A 14,967-nucleotide genomic window follows, 5' to 3' on the forward strand; every position below is an offset into this window, starting at 1 on the left:
GCGACGAGGAGCCAACATGACGCGCGATCCCGGATCCCCCTCCGACGGCGGCACGCCGTACAAGGACGAGATCGTCATCTCCTGGCCGGAGCTGCACCGCGACGCGCGCTACCTGTCGCACGTGCTGCACGAGCTCCGGAGCGAGTGGAAGGGCATCATCGCCATCACCCGCGGCGGCCTCGTCCCCGCGGCGCTCGTCGCGCGCGAGCTGGACATCCGGCTCATCGACACCGTGTGCGTGGTGAGCTACGGCGGCGAGGACGGCGGGGCGGAGCAGAAGCAGGGCCAGCTCCGCTGGCTCAAGAAGGTCGAGGGCGACGGCGAGGGCTGGCTCCTCATCGACGACCTCGTCGACACGGGGCGGACCGCGAAGGCGGTGCGGGAGACGCTCCCGAAGGCGCACTTCGCGACGCTGTACGCGAAGCCGCTCGGGCGGCCGATCGTCGACACCTTCGTGAAGGAGTTCAAGCAGGAGAAGTGGATCTACTTCCCCTGGGACATCGACTACCAATTCGTCTCGCCGATCAAGAGCCGAGGCGGCGGGCGGTAGCACAAGCGGTGCGGGGCGCAGGACGCAGTGTCGCGTCCTGATGCCGCACTGACGTCACCAGCTGAGCCGATCGGGGTAGGCCGGAGCGGGGGCCACGAAGGGCCGCCGCCGATGGCGCGCTCGGGGAGGACGCTCTTCGATGCCGCCGGCTCTCGGCGGTGCGGGGGCGCAGATGGCGACCGAGCTCCTCAGTGCCGTGGACGCCGCGTGGCTCCACATGGATCGGCGCGAGAACACCGCCGACGTCGTCGCGGTGCTCTCGTTCGCGGACCGCGTGTCGATGCGCGAGCTCCGGCCGGTGATCGTGCGGCGGCTGCTCGCGCACGCGCGCTTCCGGCAGCGCGTCGTGCACGGCGGGCCGTTCGGGCTCGGGTACGCGGCCTGGGAGGACGATCCGGACTTCTCCCTCGGGCGGCACCTCTCCCGCCGTCGCATCGGCCCCGGCCACGAGGCGCTGCAGGCCTTCGTCGGCGAGGTCGCGACGGAGCCGCTCGACCCGCTCCACCCGCTCTGGCGCGTCCATCTCGTCGACCGCGGCGGCCGCGGCAGCGCCGTCGTGGTCAAGGTGCACCACTGCGTGGGCGACGGCTTCGCGCTCGTCGCCGTGCTCCTGTCGCTCGTGGACGAGCCGCCGCCCACCCGCCGGAAGCACCCGCAGGCCCTGCGCCGACCGCCCGCGCTCGCGCTGGTGGAGCACCCCGGGGAGACGCTCCGCGCGGCGCTGCACGATCCCGCGCGCGCGCTCGACGTGCTCGGCACGTCCGGCGTGTTCGCCGCCACGCTCGCGCGGCTCGCGGCGCTCCCGGCGGACCCCGCCACGGCGCTGAAGCGGCCGCTGTCCGGCGAGCGGCGGGTCGCGTGGTCCGGACCGCTCCCGCTCCGGACGGTCCGCGACGCGGGCCAGGCCCGCGGCGCGACGGTGAACGACCTCCTCATCGGCGCGCTCACGGGGGCGCTCCGGGCGTGGCTCGGCGCGACCGGCGACGGCGTCGGCCACCGCGAGGTGCGGGCGATCGTACCGGTGAACCTGCGCCCGCTCGACGGGCCGGCGGCGCTCGGGAACGCGTTCGGGCTCGTGTTCCTCGACCTGCCGATCGGCGCGGCGACCGCCGAGGACCGGGTCGCCGCGCTCCACGCGCGCATGCGGGAGCTGAAGCGCCGGCCGGACGCGGTGGTGACGTTCGGCGTCCTCGCCGCGCTGGGGCGGATCCCGGTCGCCGCGGAGCAGCTGGTCAACGCGTTCTTCACGTCCAAGGCCTCGCTCGTCGTGACGAACGTGCCCGGCCCCCCGCGGAAGCTGCACCTCGCCGGCCACCGGCTCGACGACGTCATGTTCTGGGTGCCGAGCCCGTCGCGCCTCGCGCTCGGGGTCAGCATCCTCAGCTACGCGGGCGCGGTGCGCGTCGGCGTCCGGGCGGACGCGGCGGCGCTGCCCGACCCGGCAGGCCTCGTGGCGCGGTTCGAGGCGGAGCTGGCGGAGCTGTGCGAGCCCGCGAAGGCGTCCGCCCCGGCGCGCGCACGGGCGTCGGCGGCGGCGCCCGGCCGCGGCGACGGGAGCACGGTCGCGGTGCCTGCGCCCGCCGGAGCCGCACCGGGACCGCTCCCCGCCGCCGTGCCGGACCCGCAGCCGGCGGCGGCGCCGGCGCCGCTCCCGGCGTGAGCGCCCGAGGGCGCCGCTCGACCGACCGGCGCTCGATGGTCGACCTCGCGTTCCACCCATGGTCTCCTCGGTGGTGATGGCCCCGTCGCCCGCCCGCGCCGCGCCCGCACCTCTCCCCGCGACCGACCTCCGGACCGCTCCGTTCTTCCAGGGCATCGGCTACTCGTCGGTGTGGGAGGACGAGCGCGTCGTCGAGCTCGGGCTGCGGCCGCGGCCGGGCGAGCGCGCGCTCGCGATCACCTCCGGCGGGTGCTTCGCGCTGCAGCTCCTGCTCGCCGACGCCGGCGAGGTGATCGCCCTCGACTTCAATCCGCACCAGACCGCGCTCCTCGCCCTGAAGACCGCGGCGCTCCGGACGCTCGACGAGGCCGAGGTCTGGGCGGCGCTGGGGCTCCGCCCGGCGCGAGATCGCGCCGCACTCTACGGCCGCGCCCGGGCCGCCCTCGCGCCGGTGGACCGGGCGTACTGGGACGCGCGCGGGCAGGTGATCGCCCGCGGCGCGGCCCTGGCGGGCAAGCAGGACCGCTACCTCCACGCGATCGGACGCGCCGTCACGCTCCTCCAGGGGGAGCGCCGGGTCCGGACGCTCCTCGAGCAGGACGACGCCGCCCGGCAGCGGAGGTTCTACGACGAGGAGTGGAACGGCCTCGCCTGGCGCGCGCTCCTCGGCGTCGCCTTCAGCCGGTTCGTCCTCGACCGCGCGTTCGACCCGAGCCACTTCACCTACGCGCGGGAGGGATCGCCCGCGCCGCGCTTCCGGGCCGCCGTCGAGCGGCTCCTCCGCGAGGTGCCCGCGCGAGAGAACTTCTACCTGCACTACCTGTTCCGTCGGACGTACCCCGACGACCGCCGCTGCCCCGCCTGGCTCCGCCGCGGCGCGCCGGCGACGCTCCGCGCCCGCCTCGACCGGCTCCGGCCGGCGACGGGCGATCTCGAGGCCTGGCTCGCCGCGGCGCCCGACGCGAGCGTCGACGTCTTCAGCCTCTCGAACTGCTTCGACTGGATGCCCGAGGAGCGGTTCGAGGCGCTCCTCCGCGACCTGGTCCGCGTCGCCCGCCCCGGCGCGCGCCTCTGCGCGTGGACCAACCTCGTCAACACGCGGCGGGAGCCGCCGCGCGGCCGCTTCCCGGAGATCGTCGTCGAGGACGCGATCGCGCGCGCCGTGGACGACGGGTGCCGCACGCCGGGGTACTCCGGCTGCCTCGTCGCGACGGTCCGGAAGTAGCGATGGAGGCCTTCCTCGACTGGCTCCACGCGAGCGCCGCCGGGAGGCGGCTCCGGCCGCTGCTCACCCGATCGCGCGCGCTCCACGCCGCGGTCGGCGCGCTCGCGGGCAGCCGCGCCTCCGCGCCGCTCGTGCCCTGGCTCGTGTCGCGGTACGGGATCGACCTCTCCGACGCGGTGATCCCGCCGGGCGGCTTCCCGACGCTGAACGCGCTCTTCACCCGCGCGCTCGCGCCCGGCGCCCGGCCCATCGACCCGGATCCGGACGCGCTCGTCTCGCCGGCGGATGCGCGGCTGCTCGTGACCGCGCCCGTCGGCGGCGGGACGCGCCTCGTCGTGAAGGGGGTCGCGTTCGACCTCGCGACGCTGGTCGCGGACGCGGCGCTCGCGCGGACCCTCGCCGGCGGAAGCGCGGCGATCTTCCGGCTCTACGTCGCCGACTGCCACCGCCTCGTCTTCCCGTGCGCCGGGGTACCCTCCGCGCCGCGGCTCGTCCCGGGCGGCTATGGCTCGGTCTCGCCGCGGCCCGGGAACGAGGCGCCGTTCTACGTGCTGAACCGCCGGACGGTGACGACGCTCGAGGCCGAGCGCTTCGGCCGCCTCGTCCTCGTCGACGTGGGCGGGTTCCTCGTCGGCTCGATCCGGCATCTCGCGACCCCGGGCGTGGCGGTCGCGAAGGGCGCGCCGCGCAGCGCGTTCGCCTTCGGCGGATCCACACTGGTGCTGCTCGCCGGCCCCGGCGTCCTCCGGTTCGACCCGGCGGTCGTCGCCGCGAGCGCGCGGGGCGCGGAGACGGCCGTGAGGATCGGACGGGCGATCGCGTGGGCGACCGCCCCCGTCACCCCGGCCCTCTCCCCCCGCTGACGCGCGGGGAGAGGGAGGACGTCCGGCGCTCCCGCGTCGCCAGCGGCCGCAGGTGCACGAGCAGGAGCGGCGTCAGGAACAGGTCCGCGAACACGGCGGCCCCGAGCGTCGCGGCGATGAGCGCGCCGAGCCGCGCCGGGCCGAGGAAGCCGGAGAGGAGCAGCAGCCCGAAGCCGGCCGAGACCGCGGCGCCCGAGACCAGCATCGGGACCCCGACTTCGCCGAGCGCGGCGTGGGTGGCGGCGCGGTGCGCCTCCGCCGGCGGGAGGTGCGCCGCCGCCGTCGCGTGGTGCTCGCGGAACCGGGTGAGGAGCTGGATGGTGTCGTCGTCCGCGATCACGAGCGTGATCGAGAACGCCATCACCGTCACCGGCGAGAGCGGGATCCCCGTCGCGCCCATGAACGCGAGGACGAGCAGGACCGGCGAGGCGTTCGGGACGAGCCCCACGAGCCCGAGCCTCCAGGAGCGCAGCGCCACGCTCATCAGGACGAGCGAGAGCAGGATCGCGGCGCCGAAGCTCGCGGCGAGACCTCCGAGGAGCTGCTGGCTCACGTCCTGGAACAGCACGAGCTGCCCCGTGGCGGCGAGCCGGAGGCGCGGGGCGCCGGGGTCCGCCGCGAGCCGCACCCGCTCCGCGGCGACCCACGCCTCGACCGCCTCCACGATCGCGTCGGTGCGCGCCACCCCGACGTCGAGCACCCGCCCGACCGCGGCGAGCGCGCGGCGGTCGGGGGAGAGGACGTCGAGCGTCACCCGCCGATCGCCGAGCGCCTCCAGGACCTGCGCCATCGCCTCCGGCGAGGCCGGGAGCCCGTCGCCGTCGCCCTCGCCCGCGACGAGCGCGTACGCGGGCCGGACGAAGTCGCCGAGCGCGTTCGCCTGGCGGATCTCCGGGAAGCTCCGGAGGAAGGCCGCGGCGCGGTCGGCGAGCCGGACGGCGGCGGGATCGAGGGCGCCGCCGGGCGCGTCCGCCTCCACGTGGATGGCGATGGGGACGATCCCCCCGATCGCCGCCTCGGCGCGGGCGATCTCGCGGGCGACCTCCGAGCCGGGCCGCAGGTCGTCGAACACGCGGTACTCGATGCGCACGCGCGTCGCGAGGAGGCCGGCGGCCGCGAGGACCAGCGCGGCGCCGGCGACGACGCGGCGCGGGTGGGAGAAGGCCTGGCGCTCCATCCAGGCGGTCGCCGCCGCGGCGCGGCCGAGCGCCCACGGCGGCGCGCGGACCGCCGGCGCGCGGCGCACCGTCCCGCGGAGCACGAGCGGGAGGACGAGCGCGTTCGCGAGCCACGCGAGCGGCATCGCGATCGCGGTGATCACCGCGAACTGGATCACCGCGGTCATCCGGACCGCGACGAGCGTGAGGAACCCCGCCCCGAGGACCAGCTCGGTGACGAGGCACGGGACGACGGTGCGGGTCATCGCGCCGGCGAGCGCGCCGGCCGGCGCCGCCCCCGCGCGCAGCTCCGCGTGCAGCTCGGACAGGATGTGGACGCTGTCCGCGACCGAGACGATGACGACGACCACCGGCATCATCCCCATGAGCGCCCCGAGCGGCCACCCGAGGAGCCCCAGCACGCCGTAGCTCCAGACCAGCGCGGCGAGGATCGCCGCGAGGCCGCCCGCCGCCGCTGCGGCGCTGCGGAAGGCGAGGACGAGGAGGAGGAGCACGGCGCCGATCGCGAGCGGCACGAGGCGCGAGACGTCCTCGTTCACGAGCGCGGCGATGCGGGCGCGGACCGCGGGGAGGCCGGAGAGGGTGAGCGCCTGGCCCGGGCGCGCGTGCCGGCCGAGGACGGCCTGCGCGGCGCGGACGAAGGTCTGCCGCCCGGCGTCGCTGCCCGCCGTCGCGCGGTCGAGGTCGGCGAGGATCGCGACGCTCCGGCCGTCCGGGGCGAAGACGTTCCAGGCGAGCAGCCGGTCCTCCCGGGCCGCCGCCGCCCGCAGGCGCAGCTCGCCGGCCGGGAGCTCCGGCGAGAGCAGCCGCTCGCGCGCGGGGCCGAAAGGGGTCCGCACGCCGTGCTCGACCGATGCCGGGCCGACGACGCGCGTGACGCCCTTGACGCGGCCGACGTCCGCCTCGAGCGCGGCGAGGCGCGCCACTCCGGCGGGCGTGAAGAGGTCGTCCGCCTCGACGATCACGACGGCGCGCGCGTCCTCGCCCGGGAACCGGGCCTTGAAGCGGTCGTACTCGGCGCGCTGCCGGTCCCAGATCGGGAAGAGCTGCTCGAGGGAGAAGTCCGGGCGCACCCGGGCCGCGGCGACGCCGAGGACCGCGGTGAGCGCGAGCGCCGCCGCCGCGAACGGCGCCGGCCGCGCGACGAGGCGCGCGTACACGCGCGCGACCTGGCCGCCCTCGTGCCGCATGGCCCGCGCCTCCGGCTGCCCGCCCCCGTCCATGACCGGAGTATCCTGCGCCGAAGGAGGGTGCGTCATGCCGGAACTGCGCGTGGCCCCGGCGGGGCCCGGGGAGCTCGAGGCCTTCGTCGATCTCGCGGCCGCGCTGCGCGGCGGCGATCCCGACTTCATCCCGCCGTTCCGGGCCTCGGCGCTCGGGGAGGTCGCCGGGGCGGCAGTCCCGGGCGGCGCGATCCAGCCCTACCTCGCCCGGCGCGGCGGCACGCCGGTCGGCCGGGTGGCCGCGCTCGTCCATCCGCGGCTCCTCGACGAGGCCGGTCGCGCCCTCGGGCAGGTCGGGTTCTACGAATGCGCCGACGATCCGGAGGCGGCCGCCGCGCTCCTCGCCGCCGCGACCGGGTGGCTCCGCGCCCGGGGCTGCGCGCGGGCGGTCGGGCCGATGAACGGCGGCGCGCACCGCGCGTACCGCCTCCTCACGCACGGCTTCGACACCGACCCGTACCTCACGGAGCCCCGGACGCCGCCGCGCTACGTGGACCACTTCGAGGCGGCCGGGTTCGCGCCGGTGTTCCGCTGGACCGCGCACGAGCAGGGTCGCGACGCCGTGGCGGCGCTCGCGCGCACGATGGCCCACGTCGCCCGCCGAGCGCCCTGGCGGATCGAGCCGCTCGAGGACCGCGACCCGGCCGCCGTGCTCCCGCGGCTGCACGCGCTGCTCGATCGTGCCTGGGCCGGCTATCCGGGCTACGTGCCGTTCCCGCTCGACGAGCTGGCGCGGCTGTTCGGGCCGCTGCTCGTCGTCCTGCCGCCCCGGCACCTCCAGCTCGTCGTCGACGCCGGGGGGCGGGACGTCGGCTTCGGCTACATGCTGCCGGACTGGATCGACGAGGTGCGCGCGCTCAGCGGCGAGGCCGCGGGCTGGGGCCGCTGGATGGGCGGTCCGCTCCCGCGCCGGGTCGTCTTCCACACCGTGGCGGTCGCGCCGGAGGCCCGGAGCGGCGCGGCGGTCGCGGGCCTCGTGGCGGCGGGCTGCCGCGACGCGCTCGACGCGGGCTACGAGCGCTTCGTGTTCGCGCTCACCCGCGCCGACTTCCGGGCGCACGTGCGGCGGTTCCCGGCGACGCGGTGCTATGCGCTGTACGGGCGGGAGCTGTGATCCGCCTACGGCACGGTTCACGAACCTCCTGGAGCTGCGGTCGCTGGCCGCAGCGGGCTCCATCTAGCCGCTGACGGCCACCCGCGTCACCGTCCCCGCGGCGCCGTCCACCTCGACGAGCTCGCCGTCCGCGAGGAGGCGCGTGGCGTCGGGGACGCCGACGACGGTCGGGAGCCCCAGCTCGCGACCGATGATCGCCGTGTGCGAGAGCGGGTTCCCGCGCTCCGCCACGAGCGCCGATGCGCCGACCATGAGGAAGATCCAGCCGGGGTCGGTCGTGGAGGCGACGAGCACCTCGCCCCGGAGCACCGGCTGGCTGCGCGCCTCGCGGACGACGCGGACCGGAGCACGCGCGCGGCCGGGGCAGCAGCCGGTGCCGCGGAGCACGCCGGAGCGGGCCCCGCCGGGCGCGAGCGCCTCCTCGACGGCGCGGGCGGCGACGATCCCGTGGACGACGACTCGCTGCGGGGGCACGCGCCCCTCGTAGACACCCCACTCGCGGCGCCGGAGGGAGACGAGGGCGCGGAGGTCGCGCGTCACCGCGTGGCCCCGCACCGCGCCGTCGACCTCGTCCACCGTGAGCCAGAGGAGCTCGGACGGGTCGTCGAGCAGCCCCTCCCGCGCGAACCGCCGCCCCAGGGCCCGGAACACGCGCTTCGCCATCCCGAACCCGCTGGCGCGCGCGAGCCGGAGCGCCTCGCGACGCCGCACGCCGCGCCGCCAGTGCCCCGCCGCCCAGCGGAAGACGAGCCGGCGCAGCGGGTGGCGGGCCAGGACGCGCGCCACCGCGGCCTCCGCCGCGTCCCGCTCGCCCCGCGGGCCCTGCCCGAGGGTCGCGGGATCCGCGCCCGCGGCGAGCGCGTTCCGCACCGCGGCCACGAGCGCGCCCGGCGCCTCGGCGAGGCTCGGCGTCTCCAGCTTCAGCTCCTCGAGCGTCCGGTCACCCCAGCGCGCGACGTGCGCCGCGCACGCGGCCCGGAACGCCGCCGCCTCCGGGGCGTCCCGCAGGACCGTCCACGCGTCCGCGTCGTCCCGCCGGGACTCGAGCACGGCGCGGACCGCCGGGGTCGCGGCCGCGAGCCGCGCCAGCGCGGCCACCGACCGGAGCGGCTCGAGGCTCGCGACGCCGCGGATCCCGACGAGCAGCCCGTCCCGCGCCGCGGCGGCGTCCGGGACGCCCCAGCGGCGGAGGAGCCGCTCGACGACGGCGTGCAGCTGGAACGTGAAGAAGTCGTTCACGAGCGCCACCGCGTACGGCTCCGCGAGCCGGTCCTGGAGCCGATCGAGCTCGTCGAGCAGGTCGTGGGCGTCGAGGGCGTCGAGGTCGACCACCGCGAGGCGGGCGCGCTCCGCGTCGAGGCGCGCCTCGAAGACGCGCGCCTCGCCGTCGAGGCCGCGCAGGAGCGACCCGAGCCGGACCCACGTCCGCGCGACGATCGCGGCGCGCCCGAGGCGCGCGAGGCCCCGCGGCGGCGGCGCCGGGGCGACGAGCCGGGGCGGGAGCCCGAGCGCCTTCTCGAAGGCGGGCAGGGCCCACGCGAAGCCGGGGAGCTGCTGGTACAGGCGATACCAGCCGAGGATCGCGTAGTAGATGCGCCCGTCCACCAGCGCGACGAGGTTCGCGTGGACCGCCCGCTCGCGCGCGAGCGTCGCCTCCGGGACGCCGAACGCACGCGACGCCTGCCGGAGGGTCCGCTCGTACGCGGGCCGCACGAACGAGAACGTCAGGGGCCGCGTGACGCCGGGGTAGCTCTCGGCGATGTTGGACGAGTCGAGCACGGTCTCGCGCCCCGCGGCGAACGCCGTGATCGGGCGCGCCTGCAGGAGGTGCAGCGCGCCCGCCGCGTCGATCGCCCACTCGACGTCCTGCGGCACGCCGGCCGTACCCGCGATGCGCCGGCCGAGCGCCACCAGGCGCGCCACGTCCGAATCCGACAGGATCGCCGCCGCGCCGGCGCGCGCGACGCGGCGGACCGCGCCCGTTCCCAGCTCCGCGTGGACGATGTCGGCGGCCGCAGTCCCCGCGGCGACCCCCTCGCCCGTGCCCGTGCCCGCGGCGATCACGACCTCGCCCCGGTCGCCGGTGGTCGGGTTCGCGGTGAAGAGGACGCCCGCGCGCGCGGCGTCGACCATCTCCTGCACGATCACGCCGACGCGGGCGCCGGCGAGCGGGAGCCCGCGGACGCGCCGGTAGAGGAGCGCCCGCGCGCCGTACGCCGACGCGATGACCTCGAGCACGCGCGCCGGGACCTCGCTCCGCGGCACGCGCAGGAACGAGTCGAGCTGCCCGGCGAACGAGTCGCGCCCGGAGTCCTCGCCGACCGCGGACGATCGCACCGCGAGCGAGGGAGCCGCCGCGAGCGGCCCGGCGAGGGCCGCGTCGAGGGCCGCGGCGCCGTCGGCCGGGAGCCCCGCGGCGAGCACCGCGGCGCGGATGCGAGCCGCAGCGGCCGCGAAGGGCGCCTCCGCCGCGGGCGCGCCCTCGAGACCGGCGAGGGCCACCTCGAGCTCGGGCCGCGCGCGCGCGAGCACCGCGTCTCCGATCTCGGCGGGGAGGCAGACCCAGCGCGGGACAGGGAGGCCGAGCGCCCCGAGCTCGCCGAGCCGCGCCGCCTTGCCGCCGAGCAGCGAGGTCGTCTCGGGCGGGGCGCCGCGGTGGAGGAAGGCCACACGGGGATCATACCGCGCACTTCGTCCGCCCCCGACGGTACAATCGCCGCGTGTCCGGCGCCTCGACCCTCCCCGGTCGCCCGGCCGCGGCGCGCAGCGGCGCGGCCCGGCTCGGGCGCTACCTCGCGACGCGCTTCGGCCCGTCGGAGGCCGGGGCGACCGCCGTCCTGTCCCTCGCGGCCCAGCTCGGCGCGGCCGCGCTCGCCGGGGCCCGGCCGCTGCCGCTCTCGGGCGCCGTCGCCGCCGCGACCGCCTCGAGCGTGCTGCTCGCCCTCTACCTCCGGCTGAGCGACGATCTCAAGGACTGGGACACCGACCGGCGGCTCGCGAGCGCGGGCGACGCTCGCTTCGCGGACCGGCCGCACGTCACCGGCGAGATCGCCGCGGCGGAGCTCCGCCGCGCCCGCGTCGGGGTGGCCGCGCTCTTCGGGCTCCTCCTCGGCGCGCAGCCCCCGGCGGTGGCGGCGCTCGGAGGCGCGTGCTTCGTCGGAGCGTGGCTGTCGGCCCGGTGGTTCTTCCACCCCGCGATGGCGCGGGACCTGATCCTCGCGTTCGTCACGCACAACCCGCTCGCGCTCCTCTTCCTCGCCTTCGCTGCCGCAGCGGGGGCCGCCGCCGCCGGCGCACGTCCCGCGCCGGGCGCCACCCTGGCGCTGGTGGGGGGCCTGTACCTGCCCGTCGCGGCCTGGGAGATCGCGCGGAAGGTGCGGGTGCCCTCCGAGGAGACCGCTTACGAGACCTGGTCCGCCCGCGCCGGCTTCCAAACCGCCGGGGCGCTGCCGGCCGCGCTCGCGGTCGCGTCCTCGGTGCTCCTCGCCGCCGCGGGGCGCGCCGCGGCGCTCGGCCCTGCGTACGCAGCCCTCCTCGCGGCGGCGGCCGCGCCGCCCGTGATCGCGGCGGGCTTGCTGCTGCGCGCGCCCTCGCCGGCCGGCGCGCGCCGGCTCCGCCCCGCGGTGGAGGCCCACGCGCTCGCCGCCGCGCTCGGCCTCGTCCTCGCCGCAGCGCGGGCCCGGGGGGTCGCCCTCCTCCCATGAGCCCCGCCGGCCGCGAGCCGCAGGACGCCCACGACACCGCGGCCGCGGCGAGCGCGACCACCCCGCTCGTCCTGCCGCTCGCGCTCGCGGCGGAGGCGCCGCCCTCGATCGTCGGCGGGAAGGCGCGCGGCCTCGGCGCGCTCCTCGCGGGCGGATTCGACGTGCCCGCGGGCGTCGTCGTCACGGCGTCCGCGTGCGCGGCGCTCCTCGAGGGGGCGGGCGTCGGGGCGGCGCCCGCCGAGCTGCGCCGTCGCACGGCCGCACCGCCCTCCGCGGACGAGGACCGGTGGCTCGCGACCGTCCGGGCGCGCGTGGAGTCGGCGTCCGTCCCCGCCGCGCTCGCCGCGGCGCTCCGCGCGGCAGCGGACGGGCTGCTCGGCGGCGGCGCCGTCGCGGTCCGCTCGTCGGGGGCCCTCGAGGACCGGGCCGACGCGAGCTTCGCCGGTCAGTACGAGACCGTGCTCGGCGCGCGCGGCGAGGCGGCCGTGCTCGCGGCGATCCGGCGCTGCGTCGGGTCGCTGTTCACGCCGCGCCTCGCCGCGTACCTCCGCGCGCACGGCGGCGCCCGGGCGCTGCCGGCGATGGCCGTCGTCGTCCAGCGCCAGCTCGAGCCGGACGTGGCCGGGGTCCTCTTCTCCGTGAACCCGATGACCGGCCGCGAGACGGAGACCGTGATCGAGGCGGCGTTCGGGCTCGCCGACGCGCTCGTCTCCGGCACGGTCCCCGCGGACCACCTCGTCGTGGATCAGGCGGCGGGGCGGGTGCTCTCGCGCGCGCACGGCGCCGTGGCGCCGGACGGCGCCGGACGCTCGACGCTCGACGACGGCGCCGCCATCGCGCTCGCCCGGCTCGGGGCCGCCGTGCAGGAGCACCTCGGGTTCCCGGTGGACGTCGAGTGGGCGCGCGCCGGCGGCCGCGTCCAGCTCGTCCAGGCTCGCCCCATCACGCGGCTCCACTTCGCGCCCGATCTCGGCGAGTGGACGACCGCCGACTTCCGCGACGGCGGCGTGTCTTCCGACGTCTGCGCGTCGCTCATGTGGTCGCTGTACGAGGCCGCCTTCGATCTCTCGATGCCCCGGTACCTCCGGTCCATCGGCCTCGTCCCGCGGGGGCACCGCGCGAAGTGGTCGCGCATGTTCTTCGGCCGGCCGTACTGGAACCTGGGCGAGGCGCGCGCCGCGGTGCTGCGCCTGCCGGGCTTCGTCGAGCGCAACTTCGATCTGGATCTCGGGATCGTGCCGGCCTACGAGGGGACGGGCCGGGTGACGCCCGCGACGCCGCGGACCGTGCTGCCCGCGATCCCCGTGCTGGTGAGGCTGCACCTCGGGTACCGCCGGCGGCGCCGCGAGAACGCGCGGTTCCTCGCGGCGTTCCCGGACCGCGCGCGCCCGTTCGATGCCCCGCCGGCAGCGCTCGAGGCCCTGCCCGCGGCGGCGTACGCCGCCGCGCTCCGCGCCCTCGTCGAGTCGCTGCACCTCGACACCGAGGCGAGCTACTTCGAGACCATCTACAACACGTCGAACGCCAAGCTCGACTTCAAGGTCGCGTTCGATCGCGCCGCGCGGCGGGTGGAGGGTGGCCTCGACTACCCCACCCTGGTCGGCGGGCTCCTCGACCTCTCGCACGTGCGCACGCTCGTGGATCTCCACGCCACGGTGGGCGCCCTCCGGCGCGCGGGGCGCCCGCTCGACGACGGCACGGTCGCGGCGTTCGCGGCGCGGTGGCCGCACCGCAGCCGGAAGGAGCTGGACCTCCGCGCCCCGCGGTGGCCGGAGGACCTGGCCTTCGTTCGCGAGCTGATGGAGCAGGCCCACGCGACGTGGAGCGAGGAGGCGGATCCCGCCCGCACGGCGCGCACGCGCCACGACGCGTACCTCGCCGAGCGCGACCGGGCGCTCCGCGCGCTCCCGGGCCCGCTCGACCGCGCGACCTTCCGCTCGCGGCTCGCGCGGCTGCGGACGTTCACCTGGGAGCGCGAGGAGATGCGGGATCGCTCGAGCCGCGTCTACGCTCTCGTCCGGCGCTGGATGCTCGAGGCCGGGCGCCGGCTCGCGGTGGCCGGGACGCTCGCCGACCCGGGCGACGTCTTCACGCTGCGCCGCGAGGAGGTCCTCGGCGCGGTGGACGGGACGCTCCCGTCCGCCGAGGTCCGGCGCCGCGCGAGGGCGGGGCTGCGCACGCTCCGCTCCTTCCGCAGCTTCGACGCTCCGAACGAGATCGGCTCGACGCACGGGCTCGAGCCGCACGCGCCGCCGCCGCCCGGCGCCGCGCTGCGCGGCGCGGGCTGCTCGCCGGGGCGCGCGCGGGGGGTGGCCCGCGTCGTGCGCCGGATCGAGGACGCCAGCCGGATCCAGCCGGGCGACGTGCTGGTGGCGCCGTTCACCGATCCGGGCTGGACGACCATCTTCCCGCGCCTCGCCGCGGTCGTGACGGAGACCGGGGGGCTCCTCTCCCACGCGGCCGTCATCGCCCGCGAGTGCGGGATCCCCGCCGTGCTCGCGGTGGACGGCGCCACCCGCGCCATCCCCGACGGCGCGCGCGTCGAGGTCGACGGGCGCCAGGGGACCGTCTCCGTCCTGGACGGATCGACGTGAGCCCCCCGGCGGCTCGCCCTTCGAGCTCGCCTCGCCGCGGACGCCGCGACGCTCCGCTCCGGGCGAACGGAGCGCGCCGCCGGCCGCTCGTGGCCGTCTTGGACGGCGCCCTCCCCGTCCCGCTCCACGCCCGGCTCGCCGGCGCGGTGCGCGCCCTCGGGAGCGAGAACCTCCGGCGTACGTACCGCACCACCTTCTGGTTCGATCTCGGCGAGCCCGCCGCCCTCCCGGAGGCGGCCGCCCTCGCCATCCGCGCGCGGCTTCCGGCCCTCTGCCGCCGCGGGATCGCCGGCGTCGAGTGGTGGCTCTCGCGGATGCGGACGAGCGACGTGCAGGTGGACTTCCACCAGGATCGCGACGAGGCGCTCTTCGGGCGGACCGGCGTGCTCGCGCACCCGTCCTGCTCGTCGGTGCTGTTCCTGAACCGCTGCCGGGGCGGCCTCCTCGCCGTCACCGACGCGCCCGCCAGCGACGCGAACCCCGCCCGCGCGCCCGACGACCTCGACCGCCTGGACCTCGTGCGCCCGCGGCCGAACCGGCTCGCCGTCTTCCCGGGAGACGCGACGCACGGCGTCCTCGACGCGAACGGCGAGATCCCGCACGGCAGGCTGCGGCCGGCCACGCCGCTCCGGCTGGCGGTGGTCATGAACTGGTGGGCGCGGCGGCCGGAGGGCGTTCCCGCGTTCCCCGCCGCGGGGCGATACGAGGCGCTCCGGCTGCGCGCCGGGGACGCGTCGAAGGTCAGCGCACCGGCAGCGGGACGCGGAAGCGCGCGCCGGCGGTGAGCGCGTTCGAGAGCAGATTGTCGAAGACCTGCCGGAGCCGTACCGGATCCGCGGTGAGCACGATGTCCTCG

General features: G+C 77.7%; 10 protein-coding genes. 8 read left to right on the forward strand and 2 right to left on the reverse strand.

The window, feature by feature from the left end; translation table 11 throughout:
* Window positions 1–16: 16 nt before the first annotated feature.
* From gpt to AMOR_RS01400, 4 genes are all read left to right on the forward strand, one after another.
* Complete coding sequence (gpt, locus tag AMOR_RS01385; protein WP_248357676.1) at window positions 17–550, forward strand: xanthine phosphoribosyltransferase; 534 nt, start codon at window positions 17–19, stop codon at window positions 548–550.
* A gap of 139 nt (window positions 551–689) precedes the next feature.
* On the forward strand, window positions 690–2,210 hold the full coding sequence (locus AMOR_RS01390; protein WP_248357678.1) for a wax ester/triacylglycerol synthase family O-acyltransferase: 1,521 nt from the start codon (window positions 690–692) through the stop codon (window positions 2,208–2,210).
* 58 nt (window positions 2,211–2,268) lie between these two features.
* Window positions 2,269–3,435, forward strand: coding sequence for a DUF3419 family protein (locus AMOR_RS01395; RefSeq protein WP_248357680.1), 1,167 nt, complete (start codon window positions 2,269–2,271; stop codon window positions 3,433–3,435).
* Window positions 3,436–3,437: 2 nt separating this feature from the next.
* Complete coding sequence (locus AMOR_RS01400) at window positions 3,438–4,298, forward strand: phosphatidylserine decarboxylase (RefSeq protein ID WP_248357682.1); 861 nt, start codon at window positions 3,438–3,440, stop codon at window positions 4,296–4,298.
* Here the strand turns inward: AMOR_RS01400 and AMOR_RS01405 are convergent.
* Window positions 4,273–6,699: an efflux RND transporter permease subunit gene (locus tag AMOR_RS01405; protein ID WP_248357684.1), complete on the reverse strand. Its 2,427-nt coding sequence runs from the start codon at window positions 6,697–6,699 to the stop codon at window positions 4,273–4,275. The genes AMOR_RS01400 and AMOR_RS01405 overlap by 26 nt on opposite strands.
* A gap of 34 nt (window positions 6,700–6,733) precedes the next feature.
* Between AMOR_RS01405 and AMOR_RS01410 the strand changes: the two genes are divergently transcribed.
* A complete protein-coding gene (locus AMOR_RS01410) occupies window positions 6,734–7,813 on the forward strand; it encodes a hypothetical protein (RefSeq protein WP_248357686.1) in 1,080 nt (359 codons plus the stop codon).
* Between the two features lie 63 nt (window positions 7,814–7,876).
* Here the strand turns inward: AMOR_RS01410 and AMOR_RS01415 are convergent, their stop codons facing one another.
* A complete protein-coding gene (locus AMOR_RS01415; protein ID WP_248357688.1) occupies window positions 7,877–10,483 on the reverse strand; it encodes a PEP/pyruvate-binding domain-containing protein in 2,607 nt (868 codons plus the stop codon).
* Between the two features lie 50 nt (window positions 10,484–10,533).
* On the opposite strand from AMOR_RS01415, the gene AMOR_RS01420 reads away from it, so the two are divergent.
* From AMOR_RS01420 to AMOR_RS01430, 3 genes are all read left to right on the forward strand, one after another.
* A complete protein-coding gene (locus AMOR_RS01420; protein ID WP_248357690.1) occupies window positions 10,534–11,517 on the forward strand; it encodes a UbiA prenyltransferase family protein in 984 nt (327 codons plus the stop codon).
* A complete protein-coding gene (locus AMOR_RS01425) occupies window positions 11,514–14,111 on the forward strand; it encodes a PEP/pyruvate-binding domain-containing protein (protein ID WP_248357692.1) in 2,598 nt (865 codons plus the stop codon). Before AMOR_RS01420 ends, AMOR_RS01425 begins: the two co-directional genes overlap by 4 nt.
* A gap of 89 nt (window positions 14,112–14,200) precedes the next feature.
* Window positions 14,201–14,896: a hypothetical protein gene (locus tag AMOR_RS01430; protein WP_248357694.1), complete on the forward strand. Its 696-nt coding sequence runs from the start codon at window positions 14,201–14,203 to the stop codon at window positions 14,894–14,896.
* The last annotated feature ends 71 nt before the right edge of the window (window positions 14,897–14,967 follow it).

Source organism: Anaeromyxobacter oryzae (assembly GCF_023169945.1).
Classification (GTDB): domain Bacteria; phylum Myxococcota; class Myxococcia; order Myxococcales; family Anaeromyxobacteraceae; genus Anaeromyxobacter; species Anaeromyxobacter oryzae.